15 protein-coding genes are annotated in these 16,187 nt (G+C 71.1%); 3 read left to right on the forward strand and 12 right to left on the reverse strand.

Annotated elements, in window-relative coordinates:
* Positions 1-7 precede the first annotated feature (7 nt).
* The 4 genes from ACZ6TU_RS05420 to ACZ6TU_RS05435 all read right to left on the reverse strand — a co-directional run bounded on the left by ACZ6TU_RS05420 (position 8) and on the right by ACZ6TU_RS05435 (position 4,664).
* Entirely contained in the window at positions 8-1,045 is a 1,038-nt protein-coding gene (locus ACZ6TU_RS05420; protein ID WP_469546831.1) for a hypothetical protein, read from the reverse strand.
* Between the two features lie 116 nt (positions 1,046-1,161).
* Positions 1,162-1,737, reverse strand: coding sequence for a SigE family RNA polymerase sigma factor (locus ACZ6TU_RS05425; protein WP_184986391.1), 576 nt, complete (start codon positions 1,735-1,737; stop codon positions 1,162-1,164).
* A 564-nt stretch (positions 1,738-2,301) separates the two neighbouring features.
* The gene (locus tag ACZ6TU_RS05430; RefSeq protein ID WP_467674890.1) at positions 2,302-3,387 is read right to left on the reverse strand and encodes an aspartate-semialdehyde dehydrogenase; all 1,086 of its coding nucleotides are present in this window, start codon (positions 3,385-3,387) and stop codon (positions 2,302-2,304) included.
* Positions 3,387-4,664, reverse strand: a complete 1,278-nt coding sequence (locus tag ACZ6TU_RS05435; protein WP_467361778.1) for an aspartate kinase — start codon at positions 4,662-4,664, stop codon at positions 3,387-3,389. Before ACZ6TU_RS05435 ends, ACZ6TU_RS05430 begins: the two co-directional genes overlap by 1 nt.
* Before the next feature lie 235 nt (positions 4,665-4,899).
* Here ACZ6TU_RS05435 and ACZ6TU_RS05440 point away from each other — a divergent pair, with 235 nt between their 5' ends.
* The gene (locus ACZ6TU_RS05440; RefSeq protein ID WP_469546835.1) at positions 4,900-5,619 is read left to right on the forward strand and encodes a response regulator transcription factor; all 720 of its coding nucleotides are present in this window, start codon (positions 4,900-4,902) and stop codon (positions 5,617-5,619) included.
* Positions 5,616-7,001 (forward strand): sensor histidine kinase, encoded by a 1,386-nt coding sequence (locus ACZ6TU_RS05445; protein WP_469546838.1) that lies wholly within the window; start codon positions 5,616-5,618, stop codon positions 6,999-7,001. Before ACZ6TU_RS05440 ends, ACZ6TU_RS05445 begins: the two co-directional genes overlap by 4 nt.
* Here the strand turns inward: ACZ6TU_RS05445 and ACZ6TU_RS05450 are convergent.
* The 6 genes from ACZ6TU_RS05450 to ACZ6TU_RS05475 form a co-directional block, all read right to left on the reverse strand.
* Positions 6,967-7,506 (reverse strand): SgcJ/EcaC family oxidoreductase, encoded by a 540-nt coding sequence (locus ACZ6TU_RS05450; RefSeq protein WP_467674884.1) that lies wholly within the window; start codon positions 7,504-7,506, stop codon positions 6,967-6,969. The genes ACZ6TU_RS05445 and ACZ6TU_RS05450 overlap by 35 nt on opposite strands.
* Before the next feature lie 154 nt (positions 7,507-7,660).
* Complete coding sequence (locus ACZ6TU_RS05455; RefSeq protein ID WP_469546840.1) at positions 7,661-9,724, reverse strand: NB-ARC domain-containing protein; 2,064 nt, start codon at positions 9,722-9,724, stop codon at positions 7,661-7,663.
* Positions 9,721-10,149, reverse strand: coding sequence for a hypothetical protein (locus tag ACZ6TU_RS05460; RefSeq protein ID WP_467674880.1), 429 nt, complete (start codon positions 10,147-10,149; stop codon positions 9,721-9,723). The genes ACZ6TU_RS05455 and ACZ6TU_RS05460 overlap by 4 nt, the downstream gene beginning before the upstream one ends.
* A gap of 60 nt (positions 10,150-10,209) precedes the next feature.
* The gene (locus ACZ6TU_RS05465) at positions 10,210-10,869 is read right to left on the reverse strand and encodes a DUF5063 domain-containing protein (protein WP_469546846.1); all 660 of its coding nucleotides are present in this window, start codon (positions 10,867-10,869) and stop codon (positions 10,210-10,212) included.
* On the reverse strand, positions 10,862-11,461 hold the full coding sequence (recR, locus tag ACZ6TU_RS05470) for a recombination mediator RecR (RefSeq protein ID WP_030897911.1): 600 nt from the start codon (positions 11,459-11,461) through the stop codon (positions 10,862-10,864). The genes ACZ6TU_RS05465 and recR overlap by 8 nt, the downstream gene beginning before the upstream one ends.
* 100 nt (positions 11,462-11,561) lie before the next feature.
* Positions 11,562-11,903: a YbaB/EbfC family nucleoid-associated protein gene (locus tag ACZ6TU_RS05475; protein ID WP_082319878.1), complete on the reverse strand. Its 342-nt coding sequence runs from the start codon at positions 11,901-11,903 to the stop codon at positions 11,562-11,564.
* Positions 11,904-12,196: 293 nt separating this feature from the next.
* On the opposite strand from ACZ6TU_RS05475, the gene ACZ6TU_RS05480 reads away from it, so the two are divergent.
* Complete coding sequence (locus tag ACZ6TU_RS05480) at positions 12,197-12,952, forward strand: SLATT domain-containing protein (RefSeq protein ID WP_467674876.1); 756 nt, start codon at positions 12,197-12,199, stop codon at positions 12,950-12,952.
* Between the two features lie 124 nt (positions 12,953-13,076).
* On the opposite strand, the gene ACZ6TU_RS05485 is transcribed toward ACZ6TU_RS05480, so the two are convergent.
* Both ACZ6TU_RS05485 and ACZ6TU_RS05490 read right to left on the reverse strand, forming a co-directional pair.
* Entirely contained in the window at positions 13,077-14,474 is a 1,398-nt protein-coding gene (locus ACZ6TU_RS05485; RefSeq protein WP_469546852.1) for a M20/M25/M40 family metallo-hydrolase, read from the reverse strand.
* An 85-nt stretch (positions 14,475-14,559) separates the two neighbouring features.
* Complete coding sequence (locus ACZ6TU_RS05490) at positions 14,560-16,104, reverse strand: substrate-binding domain-containing protein (RefSeq protein WP_467674872.1); 1,545 nt, start codon at positions 16,102-16,104, stop codon at positions 14,560-14,562.
* Positions 16,105-16,187: the final 83 nt, after the last annotated feature.

The following is a 16,187-nucleotide window of genomic DNA, read 5'->3' on the forward strand; positions in this document are numbered from 1 at the left end:
TGTACGACTACGACGCCGCCAGTACGCCCGTCCAGTAGACCGTGCCCGCGCAGGCGTTGGACACCGTCACCGAGCCCGCGCCCGAGCCGGTCGCCGGCGTGTACGTGACCACCACGCTGCCGTCGACCGTGCCGTCCTCCGTGGCCAGCTGCGGAGCCGCGCCCGTGTCGCCGCCGGTGGAGGTGCCGCCGGCGGCCGCGCTGTCCTGCGACGGTGTGGGGGTTGGAGTGGGGTCAACGGGGTCGTCGGGGCCGCCGGAGGTGGGGCAGGTCTCCGTGGGGACCCAGGCGAACTTCACGTCGTAGGCGACGCCCGGCGCGAGCACCAGCTGGGCGGCCTCCAGGGACGGGTCGGGCAGTCCGGCCGCCGCGTCCCCGGCCGTGTGCCGGACCGCACCGATCTTGGTGGCGTCGGCCGAACCCTGCGCCAGCGCGCTCACGTCGCCGGGGCCGGTGACCGTACAGCTCGCCGCGGAGACGTTGGTGACACGGAAGGAGCCGTAGACCGCGCCGGTGGAGTCGGGGGCGACGCTGCTTCCGGCGGCGGGGCCGAGCTGGGCGGCGGTGCACGCCTGGATGCCGGCGGCGGCGGTGGAGGACGGGCCCGCACCCTGGGACGCTCCGGTAGAGGCGCCGGTGCCCTTGCTCTCCTTGCCCTTCTGCTTCTTGTCGCCCTTTTCCTTGCCCTCGGTCTTGCCGGGGGTGCCGCCCGCGCTGCTCTCGCCGCCGTCCGGGCCCTTGCCGTCGCTCGTGCTGCCCTGGGTCTCGGAGGCGTGACCGATGGCCGACGGGTTGGCCTCGGAGCCGGTGGAGTTGGAGACGTGCACGAGGGCGGGGACGGCCGTGCCGATGAACAGCGCGGCGGCGGCCATGCCGACGACGGCCTGCCGCTTGCGGGTCCGCCGCTGGGGCACCGCCTTCCGCAGGTAGTCCAGCGTGCCGTCGCGCGGTTCCACCTCCTGCACCGCTTGGTGCAGCATCCTGCGCAGATCCAGCTCGTCCGAGTCGAGCCCCTTGGAGCTCTGGTCGTCCAGGCCGTGGTTCACAGTTCCGTTCCCAGCGTGCGATTGCTTCGGATCTTGCCCGTGCAGCCTTGTCGGCTCATGCCACTCGAAGGGCTCGTGCCGGTCACGCCCGTCGCGGGGCGCGCCGTTGCCGTCGCTCATGCCGGCGCCTCCATGGCCAGCCGGAGCGCCGCGATGCCGCGCGAGCCGTACGCCTTGACCGAGCCCAGGGATATGCCGAGGGTCTCGGCGACCTGAGCCTCGGTCATGTCCGCGAAGTAGCGCAGCACCAGCACCTCGCGCTGGCGGCGCTGGAGGTTCTTCATCGCCTTGATGAGGGAGTCGCGCTCCAGCTGGTCGTAGGCGCCTTCCTCGGCGCTCGCCATGTCGGGCATGGGCTTCGACAGCAGCTTCAGGCCGAGGATGCGGCGGCGCAGCGCCGAGCGCGACAGGTTGACGACCGTCTGACGCAGGTACGCCAGGGTCTTCTCGGGGTCGCGGACGCGCTTGCGGGCCGAGTGGACCCGGATGAAGGCCTCCTGGACGACGTCCTCGCAGGAGGCCGTGTCGTCGAGGAGGAGGGCGGCGAGACCGAGCAGCGAGCGGTAGTGCGCCCGGTAGGTCTCGGTGAGGTGGTCGACGGTGGTCCCGGCCGCGACACCGTCCTCGGCACCGTCACGCTGGTTCGGGATGCGGGCCGGCCGCGCTGCGGGCACGGGCGCGATCACCGGCATGCCACCGGCGGTACCGGGCATGCGGGGTCGTAGAGCCGCCGGACGGGGCGGTCTGATGACCGTGCCGCGTGCCGCGCTGAAGTCGAGTACCTCTGCCACGTCTGTTGGACACGCTCCCCCCCGTGAGGGTTGTACGTGCCGGGCATCACTTTCACGCCGACCTTCGCCGGCGACGGTCTACCCGCGTCAGGCAGCACAACCGGTGGTGCATCAAATGCCCTCATGCGTCCCGCTCTTCCCCTATGTCCATTTGTGAACGGGCGTCCCCACGCCCGGTTCCAGACGTCCCCACGCCTGAATGCACGTCCCGCGGCCCGGAAGGGCGACCGCAAAGACGCTCCCCGCCCTCCGCGCGGTTGCGGAGGGCGGGGAGGTAAATCCTCGGATGCCGATGGGGTTCGGGACAAGTGGTCCGGACCATCGACCGGCTCACATGTCGTACACAGATCCTACAAACCGCCTATGACACCTGCCGGGGGATTTCGGCGTGGCGAAACTTCACGAAAACCCGGCGGCCGCCAGTTCGGCACGTCACGAAGGCCCGGCGGCCACCGGCTCTGCACGTCAAGAAAGCTCGGCGGCCACCAGTTCGGCGATCTGCGCGGTGTTGAGCGCGGAGCCCTTGCGCAGGTTGTCCCCGCAGACGAACAGTTCGAGCGCCGTCGGGTCGTCCAGGGCCCGGCGCACCCGCCCGACCCACGTCGGGTCGGTGCCGACCACGTCGGCAGGGGTCGGGAACTCCCCCGCGGCCGGGTTGTCGAACAGCACGACCCCGGGCGCCGTGGCGAGGATCTCGCGGGCCTTGTCGACGGTGACCTCGCCCTCGAAGCGGGCGTGCACGGTCAGCGAATGCGTGGTGATCACGGGCACGCGGACGCAGGTGACGGCCACGGGCAGGGCGGGCAGCCCGAGGATCTTGCGGGACTCGTCCCGGACCTTCAGCTCCTCCGACGACCAGCCGTCCTCGCGCGGCGACCCGGCCCACGGCACGACGTTCAGCGCGACCGGCTCCGAGAACGGTCCCGTGCTGTCCCCCACGACCCGCCGTACGTCACCGGGGCTGGTCCCCAGCTCCGTGCCGGCGACCAGGGACAACTGCTGCCGCAGCGTCGCCACGCCCGCGCGGCCGGCGCCGCTGACCGCCTGGTACGAGGAGACCACCAGCTCGCGCAGCCCGAACTCGGCGTGCAGCGCGCCCAGGGCCACGATCATGGAGAGCGTCGTGCAGCTGGGGTTGGCGATGATCCCGCGCGGGCGCATCCGCACGGCGTGCGGATTGACCTCGGGCACGACGAGCGGCACGTCCGGATCCATCCGGAACGTGCCGGAGTTGTCGACCACCACCGCGCCCTTGGCGGCGGCCAGGGGCGCCCACCGCTCGGCGACCTCGTCGGGGACGTCGAACATGGCGACGTCGACCCCGTCGAAGGCCTCCTCGGTGAGCGCCACGACCTCGGTCTCCTCGCCGCGCACGGCCAGCTTGCGGCCGGCCGAACGCGGGGAGGCGATCAGTCGGATCTCGCCCCAGACGTCCGCCCGCTGGGACAGGATCTGGAGCATGACCGTGCCGACGGCCCCGGTCGCTCCCACGACGGCGAGCGTCGGCCGCCCGGAGCGGCCGGGCCGGTCGGCCCGTCGGAGGCCGGTCATCAGCGGCCGGTGCCTCCGTAGACGACGGCTTCGTCGCTGTCGGAGTCGAGCCCGAACGCGGTGTGCACGGCACGGACGGCCTCGGGCACGTCGTCGGCGCGCGTGACGACCGAGATGCGGATCTCGGATGTCGAGATCAGCTCGATGTTCACACCGGCGTCGGACAGCGCCTTGAAGAAGTCGGCCGTGACACCCGGGTTCGTCTTCATCCCGGCGCCGACCAGGGAGATCTTCCCGATCTGGTCGTCGTAGCGCAGGGAGTCGAAGCCGATGCCGCCCTTGTTCTTCTCCAGGGCGTCTATGGCCTTGCGGCCCTCGGCCTTGGGGAGCGTGAAGGAGATGTCCGTCAGGCCCGTGGAGGCGGCGGACACGTTCTGCACGATCATGTCGATGTTGATCTCGGCGTCCGAGATCGTACGGAAGATCGCGGCCGCCTCGCCCGGCTTGTCCGGCACGCCGACGACCGTGACCTTGGCCTCGGAGGTGTCGTGCGCGACACCGGAGATGATGGCCTGCTCCACCTGCTTGTCCCCTTGCTGAATCGGCTCACTGCTGACCCACGTGCCCTGAAGTCCGCTGAAGCTGGACCGGACGTGGATCGGGATGTCGTACCGGCGGGCGTACTCCACGCAGCGGTGGAGCAGCACCTTCGACCCGGATGCCGCCAGCTCGAGCATGTCCTCGAGGGAGATCCAGTCGATCTTCCGGGCCTTCTTCACCACGCGCGGGTCGGCGGTGAACACGCCGTCGACGTCGGTGTAGATCTCGCAGACGTCGGCGTCGAGGGCGGCGGCGAGGGCCACCGCGGTGGTGTCGGAGCCGCCGCGGCCGAGGGTGGTGATGTCCTTGGTGTCCTGGCTGACGCCCTGGAAACCGGCGACGATCGCGATGTTGCCCTCGTCCACCGAGGTTTTGATCCGACCCGGCGTGACGTCGATGATCCGGGCCTTGTTGTGGACCGAGTCGGTGATGACACCTGCCTGGCTGCCGGTGAACGACTGCGCCTCGTGGCCCAGCTTTTTGATCGCCATGGCCAGCAGTGCCATGGAGATCCGCTCTCCGGCGGTCAGCAGCATGTCGAGCTCGCGCCCGGCAGGCATCGGGGAAACCTGCTCGGCGAGATCGATCAGCTCGTCCGTCGTGTCGCCCATCGCGGAAACGACGGCAACCACCTGGTTGCCGTTCTGCTTCGCTTCCACGATCCGCTTGGCGACGCGCTTGATGCCCTCGGCATCGGCTACGGAGGAGCCTCCGTACTTCTGCACGACAAGGCCCACGTGCGCTCCTCGCTCAATCCGTCTCTATCCGCTCATACGCATTCGTACTGCGGTCGGCTCAGTCTAACGAGCGTCCGAAAAACCCTGCCGCGATATCGCATGCTGAGATTTCCCGGCCACTCGTCCAGAGCTGCTCATGCCCATCTGGGCACAGGCCACGCGAGAAAGTGCCCGGCGTCACAATCGCACGCGGGCTGGTCACGGTGGCTCAACTTTCAAGCACTAGGGTTCGCCTGTGCGCGTACTTCTGGTGGAAGACGATGAACCGGTCGCCGAGTCCCTCAGACGCGGCCTGAAGCGCTACGGCTTCGAGGTCGAGTGGGTCACCACGGGCCAGGCGGCGCTGAGCCACACGGGCCTCTACGACGTCGTCCTGCTGGACCTCGGCCTGCCCGACACCGACGGCCTCGACGTCTGCAAGGCGCTGAGCGAACGCGGCAACGTCCCGATCATCGTGATCAGCGCCCGCAGCGACGAGACGGACCGGGTGGTGGGCCTGGAGCTCGGCGCGGACGACTACGTCTCCAAGCCGTTCGGCGTCCGGGAGGTCATCGCCCGCATCCGGGCGGTCATGCGCCGCGCGCAGCCCCGCACTCCCGCGGCCGGGACACCCGAGAACGGCCCCGACCGCTACGGCCCCCGTCTGACCGTCGACCGCAAGGCGGCCCGGGTGCGGCTCGACGGCGAGGAGGTGGCCCTCCCGCCCAAGGAGTACGACCTGCTGGCCTTCCTCACCGAGGAGCCCGGGGCGCTGATGTCGCGCGAGCAGATCATGGAAGCGGTCTGGGACGCCAACTGGTTCGGGCCGACGAAGACGCTGGACGTGCACGTGTCGGCGCTGCGGCGGAAGCTGGCGGGGGCGATCACGATCGAGGCGGTGCGCGGGGTCGGCTTCCGGCTGGAGATCGTCGAGGACAGCGGCGGCGACACGAGCGCGGACAGCGACGCCTCATGATCCGCCAGCTCGTCCGCAGCTACATCTTCCTCGTCGCGATCGCCATCGCCCTGTTCACGGTGCCGGTGGCCTTCTCCCTCACCGCCCAACTGCGGGGCGACACCGAGGAATCCGTGGTGCGCGAGGCCGAGACCATGGCGCTGCTGCTGGCCAACGGCGACACCACCTCGTGCGAGGCACTCCAGAAGATGGCCACCGCGTACGCCGCCGAGACGCCCGGCGACGTCCAGGTGACCGGAGCCCCGGGCTGCGCGCCGGGCCTGCTCCGGGCGAGGGAGGACGCGGCCCTGACCGCGGCCCTCGACCGGAACCGTTCGACGACCGACTGGGGCTCCTCCTTCATCTGGGGTCCCGAGCTGGTGATCACCGTCCCCGCCAAGACGGCCGGGGAGGACCGCGCCGTGGGCGCCGTGCGCATCGTCTACTCGACGGACGATATGACCGACCGCCTGTGGACGATCTGGGGCTTCCGGGCTGTCCTCGCGGTGCTGGTCCTCGTGGTGGCCGCCCTGCTCGGCGCGGGCGTGGCGCGCCGCCTCACCCGCCCGCTGCGCCAGCTCAACGACATGGCGAGCAAGTTCAGCGACGGCGACCTGACCGCCCGCTCCCCCGTGACGGGCCCGCCTGAGACCCAGACGCTGGCGCGCACGCTCAACCAGGGCGCGGAACGCCTGGACACGCTGATCGCGGCCCAGCGCATCTTCGTGGCGGACGCCTCGCACCAGCTGCGCACCCCGCTCACGGCCCTGCGGCTGTCCCTGGACAACATCGCGGACGGTGTGGACGACGAGTTCGTACGGGAGGACGTGGAGCAGGCCACCGCCGAGGTCGTCCGGATGAACCGCCTGGTCAACGGCCTGCTGGTGCTGGCCCGGGCCGAGGCGAAGGTGACGGCTGCCGAGCCGCTCCCGCTGGTGGAGATCGTGCGGGAGCGGCTCGCCGTGTGGAGACCGGCCGCCGACGAGCGCGGAGTCACCGTCGCGCTCAGGGGGAGTATCGACGGCCGGCCGTCTGTGCTGTCCAGCCCCGGTCATCTGGACCAGATGCTGGACAACGTGCTCTCCAACGCCCTGGAGGTCTCACCGGACGGCGGGACGATCACCGTGCGGGTGGACCCCCGGGGCGATGTGGTGGGGGTGTCGGTCCTGGACGAGGGGCCCGGCATGTCGGACGCCGAGAAGTCCCGCGCCTTCGACCGCTTCTGGCGCGGCCAGGGCCTGACCGGGAAGGGCGGCTCCGGTCTCGGTCTCGCCGTCGTCAGGCAACTGGCGACGGACGACGGCGGGACCGTGGTGCTGACGGACGCTCCCCGCGGCGGCCTGTGCGTGACGATCACCCTCCGGGCGGTCAGCCCTCGGGCATCTTCGAGGAGTGGTGGTTGACGATCAGCCACGTGCCGTTCGGCTGCTTCTCGTAGGCGTACGTGTAGCGGGCCTTGACGGTGTTCTTCGCACCCGTCTCGTGGTCGGTGAGCGCGAACTCGTACACACCGGTGTCGATCACGGTGTTCCGGTCGAGAACACTGACGACCGACTCGATCTTCGTGCCGACCGGCTTGTTCTGGAGGAAGTGCTCGAAGTAGTCGACGATCTCGGCTCTGTCCGTACGGACGTTGTCGGAGACGGTCGGCAGCAGGACCGCGTCCTTCGCGTACAGGTCGGCGACCTTCTGCGGGTCGCCGGTCGCAAGCGCCGCGTTCCACTGGTCGAACAGCCCGAGCACCTGCGCCTTGGTGGCCGTCTTGGCGGACTTCTTCTCGGACTGGCCGCGCGCGTCGGCTCCGGCGACTCCGGCTCCGACGGCGAAGGTGCCGGCGGCGAGGACGGCCACGGCGGTGGCGACGGCGACGCGCTTGCGTACGGACGTGGCTGCGGGGCGACGGGTCATCTTCATCTCCGGTGAGATCGAGGGGAGTTGACTTACCTCCGCTTCCTCTGCGGTGGAAGTGACTCCAGATTCGCGTTTCACCGGTTAGGGGCCGTGCAGCCGACGTACAGGGGGCGTACAAGGAGCAGGAAAATCACGAGGCGTGACCGGACGGTCAGGATTTCCGCGGGGTGAGCGCCGCGGCGAGTGCGCGGACCAGCCGACTGCAATTCTCGGTGGGGGGCAGCGACAGTGTCGTCTGGAACGGCTGCCCGATGTCGAACACGAGCTCACGGGCGCGCGACGGGTCACCGGTGAGGGCCACGAGGCCGGCGCGCAGCAGGCGCGCGGCATGCGTCTCCCCGTGCTGGTCCCCGACGACCCGCAGGCACCTGGCCACGAGCCGCTCCGCCCGTCCCAGGGCCTCTTGCGTCTCACCGGCGACCAGCGCGGCGACCACACTCTGCTTTTCCAGCCGCCTGGTCGACACGTGGTCCTCGCCCAGCAGTCTTCTGGCCTCTGCCAGATACGCCTCGACTTCGGGGCTCTTCGGCCACAACTCGGCTACCCAGTACAGGTGCAGCCGCGCCTCGAAGGTCTCGGCGTGCTCGGGACCCAGTAGGCGCGTCGCCTCGGCGGCGTACTCCTGGGCCGCTGCCCCGGCCCGGGAGCGGTCCACGCGCGTCAGGCACTGCACGAGCCAGCTGCGCATGCGGAAGGTCGCCGGATCCGCGGGGCCGTTGTGCTCCAGGCTGTCCGCCAGCGCCTGTTCGAGCAGGGCACGAGCCCGCGCGTGGTCCCCCTGCTCCTCCGAGCACCTGGCCAGCAGCCCTGCCACGTTCAGGGCGCTGCTGTCCCCACGGCCCCAGATGCGGTCGGCCGCGGGCTTGGCGCGCTCGGCCAGCACGGCCGCGCGGTCGGTGGAGTTGTTGCTGTGCAGGTAGGCCGCGGCGTGCATGAACAGCAGCGTGGAGAGCAGGGTGTCAGTCGCGGGGTCAGTGTGGCCGGCGAGCGCCTCGATGTGCGTGGTGAGCTCCCGGAAATCCTGGGTGAGTCTCGCTTCCCTGGGCAGCGCGCCGAAGAGCAGCTTCACGGCGGCCTCCCGGCAGAAGTCGATCATTTCCGCGTCCCGGTAGGGGTCGGCGGGGTCCGGGGTGCGGGCGACGGCCTGGACCAGCCGGTGCACAGAGAGGGTGTCACCGTGCAGGGTGATCAGGCTGTGGGCGGCGAGCCGCCGCACCGCCTCGGTCACCGGAAGCGGTTCGTCGAGCGCCTTCAGGTAGCGGCGCTGGATCCCGTCCGGCGCCCACCAGGCGATCGTGAACAGCACGATCAGGGCCAAGGGGGTGTCGTCGAGCCGGTCCAATGTCACGCGCCAGACGCGTCCGACGGTGCGCTGTGCCTCACCGCCCTCCGCGGTGGCGGCGTAGATGTCGGCCGGGTACCGGGCGAGCAGCTCACGGTACGTCCGCGGGGTGATCCTCGCTTCCCGGCAGTACGCGGCGGCCTGGTCGATCGCGAGCGGCAGGCAGCCGAGTTCGTCGCACAGTTCCCCGACTCCGTCGGCAGGGCCGTCGTAGATCTTCGTGAACAGCTCGACGGCCTCGGCCGGTTCGAGTACGTCGAGACTCAGCGGCTCGGCGATGCCGCGCCACCCCGTCGCTTCCCGCCGGGTGGTGATCAGGAACCGGCCGGAAGGAGCCCGGTCGAGCAGGGCCTTGACGTCGGCCGGGTCGGAGACGTTGTCCAGTACGAGCAGCCAGCCGTCGTGGGAGGCGAGCCACTGGAGGGTGCGCTCGCGCAGGGCTTCCTCGGGCAGGGTCCCGGCCAGGGAGGGCTGGAGGGCCCGGCCGAGGGCGGCGAGGCCGGCGTCGAGGTCGGCCGGGGTCTCGGCGGTGATCCACCACACCGGGTTGAAGTCCGCCACGCGCCGGGCCGCCCAGTGTGCCGCGAGCGTCGACTTGCCGATCCCGCCCAGGCCGTGGACGGCGTGCACCACGACCCCGTGTGCGGTGCCGAACGCCTCGTCCAGCCTGGTGAGTTCCCGTTCCCGTCCGACGAACAGAGCCGTGCGGTGGGGCAGATGGCACACGCGCCCGCTGTCCGTTCCCATGGCCAGGGCCTCGGGTGGCAGCAGCGTGGTCCGCTGGGTGACGTGGTCGCCCGTGGCCACCTGGCCGATGTTCCCGCCCGCCGCGACGGTCCGTTCCCCGCGGGCCTGCGCCGACCCGTGGCTCATGCGTCCCCCGTCGACACGCTCCCGATGTCACCGCCGGCCGCGACCGAACGGTCACCGGAGGCCGTGACGGAGCCACCCGCGGCGGGGGAAGGAGCGGGCGGGGTCGGCGGAACGGGCCCCGGGGAGCGCACGGATGTTCCGTCTCCCGTCGCCACGGTGCGGATGCTCCCCCCTGCGGCGACCGACCGCGTACCGCTCGCGGTCACCGTCGTACCGGCGGACGGGCCGCCCTCTCCGCCCGTCGAACCCCGGAAACCGGCGTACACCGCGAGCGCCAGCCCGAGCAGCGCGGCGACGCCGCCGGCCACACTGGCCCAGGGATCCGCCGCCTCGACGTCCAGGACGGCGCCGACGACAAGCCCCAGGGCACCGGCGGCACAGAGCCCGATGCCCGTCCACATCCATGCCTTCGACTGACCGGTCATACGGCCATCATCGCGCTCGGGGCCGGGCTGTGGTGAGGAAAGCCGTTGAGGCGGGGGGGGTTACTTGGCCGGGCGCAGGCCCAGCGGCTCCGCGATCTCCTCCGCCATCACCCTGCCCGCCTCGATCTCCAGGGTGTCGTCGCCCATGTCCTGGTCCGTGTCCAGGCCGTCGAGTTCGGCCAGGGGCTGGTTGAGGCGGACGTGGGCGAGGACCGACTGGAGGGCCCGGAGGGTCGCGGAGGCGGTGGAGCCCCAGTTGGAGAAGTAGGAGAACTGCCACCACCACAGGGCCTCCGTGGTGCGGCCCGCGCGGTAGTGGGCCATGCCGTGGCGCAGGTCGGTGATGACGTCGGTGAGGTCGTCGGAGATACGGGCCGGGACCGGAGCCTTGCGGGGCTCGTAGGGGTCGAAGACCTCCGAGTAGACGTCGATCGGGTCGAGGAGGCGGGCCAGGTTCTCGCGGAGCTCGTCGACGTCGGGCTCGGGGCCCGGGTCGGGCTCGTAGCGCTCGTCCGGCACGATGTCCTCGTGCGCGCCGAGGCGGCCGCCGGCCAGGAGGAGTTGGGAGACCTCCAGGAGCAGGAAGGGGACGGCCGATTCCGGCTCGTCGCCCTTCGCGATCTCCATGACGGCGACCAGGAAACTCTCGACCTGGTCCGCGATCTGGACCGCGAAGTCGTCCGGGTTCTGGTCGGTCGCGTGCAGCGTGGCGTCAGACATCTAGGAGTCGTCTCCCCTCGAAGGCGCGACCGAGGGTCACCTCGTCCGCGTATTCCAGGTCGCCACCCACCGGGAGGCCGCTGGCCAGGCGGGTGACCTTCAGGCCCATGGGCTTGATCATGCGGGCGAGGTACGTGGCTGTCGCCTCGCCTTCGAGATTCGGGTCCGTGGCGAGGATGAGTTCCGTGACCGTGCCGTCGGCCAGGCGCGCCAGGAGTTCCCTGATCCGCAGGTCGTCCGGCCCCACCCCGTCAATCGGGCTGATCGCGCCGCCCAGGACGTGGTAGCGGCCCCGGAACTCACGCGTGCGCTCGATCGCCACGACGTCCTTCGGTTCCTCGACGACGCAGATGACGGCGGGGTCGCGGCGGGCGTCGCGGCAGATGTTGCACAGCTCCTCCTGCGCGACGTTGCCGCAGGTCGCGCAGAAGCGGACCTTCGCCTTGACCTCCATGAGGGCCTGGGCGAGCCGTCGTACGTCCGTGGGCTCCGCCTGCAGGATGTGGAAGGCGATCCGCTGGGCGCTCTTCGGACCGACGCCGGGCAGCCGCCCCAGCTCGTCGATCAGGTCCTGGACCACGCCTTCGTACAACGGACTGCCTTTCCTGGGTCATCGAGGTCGTTCGCGCCGTACGACCTTCCCGTACGTACCGTAGTTGTCAGCCGCCCGTCCGAGGAAGGCGGTACGCGTCTCAGAACGGCAGACCCGGGATGCCGCCGCCGCCCAGACCCTGCGCGAGCGGGCCCAGCTTCTGCTGCTGGAGCGCCTGCGCGTTCTCGTTGGCCGCCTGCACAGCCGCCACGACCAGATCGGCGAGGGTCTCGGTGTCCTCCGGGTCCACCGCCTTCGGGTCGATCTTCAGGTTGCGCAGCTCGCCGGCGCCGGTGACGGTCGCGGTCACGAGGCCGCCTCCCGCCTGGCCGTCGACCTCCGTCTGCGCCAGTTCCTCCTGCGCCTGTGCCAGGTCCTGTTGCATCTTCTGGGCCTGCTGGAGCAGCTGCTGCATATTGGGCTGGCCACCACCGGGGATCACGATCAGCTCCTTGCTCGGTACGGGTTTTCCCGTTCGGCACGAGCCTACGTGGTCGGGCCTGCCGTCGCCCCAGCACTCTTTCGAGTGAGTTCCCCTCGCGCCCTAAAACTGATCAAGGAATACTTCCGGGCGGAAAAGAGGCGAAAGACGCATCTTCGCCACCCATTGGGGGGTAGGAAGGGTCCGGCGCGTACAGGACGCACGTATGACGTGGCTTGTGTGCCAGGTGTCATCTGTGTCCTGTGCGTCATGTGTGTCGCTTGTCACGCAGCGTGGTCAGTAGGGAGTGCCGGGTGGGTCAGCCGGAGATGCAGCCCGAGGGGCCGCCTCAGGACGGACGGGGCGAGGAGGCGGCCCGGCTGCGGCCGGGCGATCTGACCGGGCGGACCTTCCCGCTCGGGGACTGGGGGGAGCCGGCGGTCCGGCTGGACGAGCTGTACCGGTGGGTGGAGCGCGGGGCGCTTCAGACGGCGGCCTGGTATCTCGAGGACCGGGTGTGGAAGCGGCGGTGCGCGCGGGTGCTGCGCTGCGGGACCGCGGTGGGGGCGGTCACCGGGATCGCGCTGCCCCTGCTGGATCTGACCGGGGTCGCGGGCGGAATCGCGCCCTGGGGCTGTCTGGCGCTGCTGCTGGGGGTGGCGTGTGTCGCCGTCGACCGGTACTTCGGCGTGACGACGGGGTGGATGCGGGATGTGGCTACCGCGCAGGCCGTGCAGCGGCGGTTGCAGGCGCTGCAGTTCGACTGGGCGGCGGAGAGTGTGCGGGAGGTTCTGGGGCCGGCGGAGGGGACGGCGAGTGAGGCGGCCGAGCGGTGTCTTGGGGTGTTGCGGAGGTTCTCCGAGGATGTGAGTGAGCTGGTGCGGGGGGAGACGGCGGAGTGGGTGGGGGAGTTTCGGAGCGGGGGTGCGCCTGTGGGATTGCAGGCGGTGGTGTTCTCGGGGGGTGGGCGCGGGGCCGAGACGGGAGGTTTCAATGGGCGGTTCTCCGTGCCGCCGGCGGGGGGCGCCAGGCCGAACATGCCTCGGCAGCGGCCGCCGGAGCCGCGGTGAGCGAGCCTTGGTCTGCCGGCGCTCGGGGCTGCTGCCGAGGCCGGGGTGGGTGCGCAACCCGGCGCTCCGGGGTGCCGCCCGCGCCCACCCGTGCCGCCCCAGGAGGCGGCACGAATGCCCGCGGTCAAGCGGGGTCGGGAAACGCCACGGGGCTGCGTAGGCCCGCCCGGTTCACCGCACGTACCCCGAAGAACACGTTGTCCTTCGACAGGTCCACCTCGTAGGTCGTAGTGTCGCCTGCCGGGATGACGTGGGTCCACTCCGGGGCCGTCGTCTCGCGCCAGACGATCTCGTAGCCGGACAGGTCGGGTTCCGTGCCCCGGGTCCAGACCAGCTCCGTGGCGTTCGTGAGGGTCGATGTCACGATCTTCGCGCCCCTCGGCGTGCCGGGGGCCTGGGCGAGGGTCCACAGGGTTGCCGCGTTGACCCGGGCCACCCTCGCGATGAAGTCGAAGTCGCAGAACTCCGGCAGGTCGCCGTACTGCTTGCCCGTGTCGTCGACGCGTACGTCCTGGTGCTGGTGGGCGAAGTCCTCGGCCGGTTCGGTGAAGCGGGCGGCCGGGTAGCCGCGTTCGAGGAACGGGATGTGGTCGCCGCCCCGGCGGTAGCGGTCGCGGCGGTGGATCACACGGACGTGCAGGCCGGTCGCGTCGTTGTCGGCCACGTCGCGGACGAAGCGGGCCAGCTGGCGGGTCGCGGAGTCGTTCTCGCCGCCCACCGAGCGCCGTATCGCCGCCTGTTCCTCGGTCTCGGAGGACGGGACGCCCTCGGCGAACAGGCGGATCGTGTACGGGTCCCGCGTGCCGTCGTCGGCCGTGGCGCTGCCGACGATGTCGTTGGTGAACATCCCCTGGACGTCCGCCCCGGCGGCCTTCAGCTGTTGCGCCATGTGGCCCGATCCGTACAGGCCCTGTTCCTCCCCCGCCACCGCCGCGAACACGATCGTCGACGCCGGGCGGCGCTTCGCCATGACCCGGGCCAGTTCCAGGACCACGGCCACGCCCGAGGCGTCGTCGTCCGCGCCGGGGGCGTCGGACGTGGCGTCCATGACGTCCGTGACGCGGGAGTCGTAGTGGCCGGCGACGACGTAGACGCGGTCGGGGGTGACCGAGCCGCGGAGTGTGGCGATGACGTTCGTGATGCGGGTGGGGGCCGGGATGCGCGGGGCCGGTTCCTGGACGTACGACTGGAGCCCCGCCGTCATCCGGCCGTCGGACACGGCGGCGTACGTGCGGAGTTCGGAGAGGAGCCAGTCCCGGGCGGCGCCTATGCCGCGGGCCTTGTCGTCCTGGGAGGAGAGGGTGTGGCGGGTGCCGAAGGAGACGAGCTTGCGGACCGTCCGCTCGATGCGGGCCGGGTCGACCTCCCGCAGCAGGGCGCGGAGTTCGCGGGTGGGGCGCTGGGCCGTGGCAGGGGGGCGGCCGGCTCCCGGCTGTGGTGCGGCCGCGACCGTGCCCGCCGTCGCCCCTGCCGCTCCCGCCGCCGCCGTCGCGGTCAGGACCGTTCTCCTGCTGGGGCGCATGCGTCCTCCCGGGGCTGGGGTGCCGGCCGACTTCGCCCCATGGTTGTGGACACGCCAAGTCTGGGCAAGAGGGCGCGGGGGCGGCTCAGTCCTGCGCACACAGGGACAGGCCCTCCGGTGTCCAGCACGGTAGGTGGCCGTGCGTGCGGATGACGTCCTGGCCGTTGCCGCGGGACAGGTAGGTGAGGAAGCTCGACGCCAGGGAGTCGGCCGGGGGGCGGCCGTAGGTGTAGGCGTACTCGATCTCGCGGTAGGGGTAGTCGCTCGTGCCGTGTTCGATGGCGTCGGCGGAGGCGGGGTCGCCGTCCAGGCGCAGGGAGTGCAGGCCCTTGGCGCGGGCGGACAGGTTGAGTTCGCTGTAGCCGATGGCGCCCGGCAGGCCGGCGACCATGGTCAGCACCTGGTCCGTCGAGTCGAGTTCGCAGCGGATGACGGCCGCCGTCGGGTCGTCCTTGTGGACGCAGTCGACGGAGGAGTTGGCGATCTCTCCCCGCCCCAGCACCCGGCGCTGGAACACCTGTCTCGTCCCGGAGTTGGCGTCCCGGCTGACGAGGTGCACGGGCAGGTCGGGGCCGCCGAGCTGCCGCCAGTTGCGGATCTCGCCCCGGTAGAGGCGCCGTACGTCGTTCGTGGACAGGTTCGTCAGGCGTACGTCGTCGTTGACCACGAGCGCGAAGACCGACACCGCAACCCGGTTCTCGCGCAGTTCGGGCAGGCCGGCCGGCTTGGGGCCGTCCGACAGGGCCACCACCGGCGGTGAGCCCTGTCCGTCCCGTGTTGCCTGCGCGCCCGCCGCCGCGAGTTCCCGTATCCCGGCCGTCGAGCCGTGCGTGTCCACGTCGATGACGGGGTCGCCGCCGCAGTCCCGCTCGTACTTCCCGGCCACCTCGCGCAGGACGGGCGCGAACGCGGTCGAGCCGGTGAGGGTGAGCCTGCCGCTCGCGCAGCCGATCGGGGGCGGAGTGTCGTCCTGGGCGACGACGATCGCGGCCAGAGTGACCACGCTCGCCGTGAGCGCGATGGTGATCAGCCGTGCCGCCCGGCTGAACAGCGGCGGCTTGTCGTCCGGCGTGGCGCTGCGGTTGGGGTGCACCTCGCCGTCGCGCAGACCGCCGACCAGCCGGATGTCGTCGCCGACGTCGCCGCCGGCCAGGAGCACGAGCAGCTTGAAGTGGTCGCCGCGGTTGAGCGGGACGCGCGGGATGCGCAGCGTGTTGCCGTCGTAGGCGAAGCCGCCCGCCGGGGTGAAGTGGTCCATGAGGTGGTCGGTGTCCGACGGCTGGGTGACCGAGACGCCGCGGACGGTGCGTCCGGCGAACACCGCGGTCAGGCCGTGGAGTTCGGGGCCGGTGTAGTCGTCGCGGTCGATGCCCTGCGAGCCGTCGTTCTCGATGCGCAGCAGGACCAGGGTCGCGTCGGACATGCCGGGAGCCTCGTCGAACAGTCCGAGGCGGCGGTTGGCGCGGCCCGAGCGCACGTCGTCGCCGATGTGGTTGTCCATCTGAACGCGGTAGCCGATCCGTTTGCGGCGCGGCACCCGGCGTTCGTACCAGACCATGACGCCCGAGGCGATGATGCCGAGAACGGCCGTCGCCACGGCCACGAGGTTCTCCGTGCTCAGCCACTCCATCGTCGGTGCCCCCGCCGCCGGACGAATTCGATCGTCTGGTCACCGTACGGCTGTACGAGCGGGTATCCGGTATTCGTCGGCTT

It is taken from the genome of Streptomyces sp. NPDC052064, assembly GCF_055585925.1.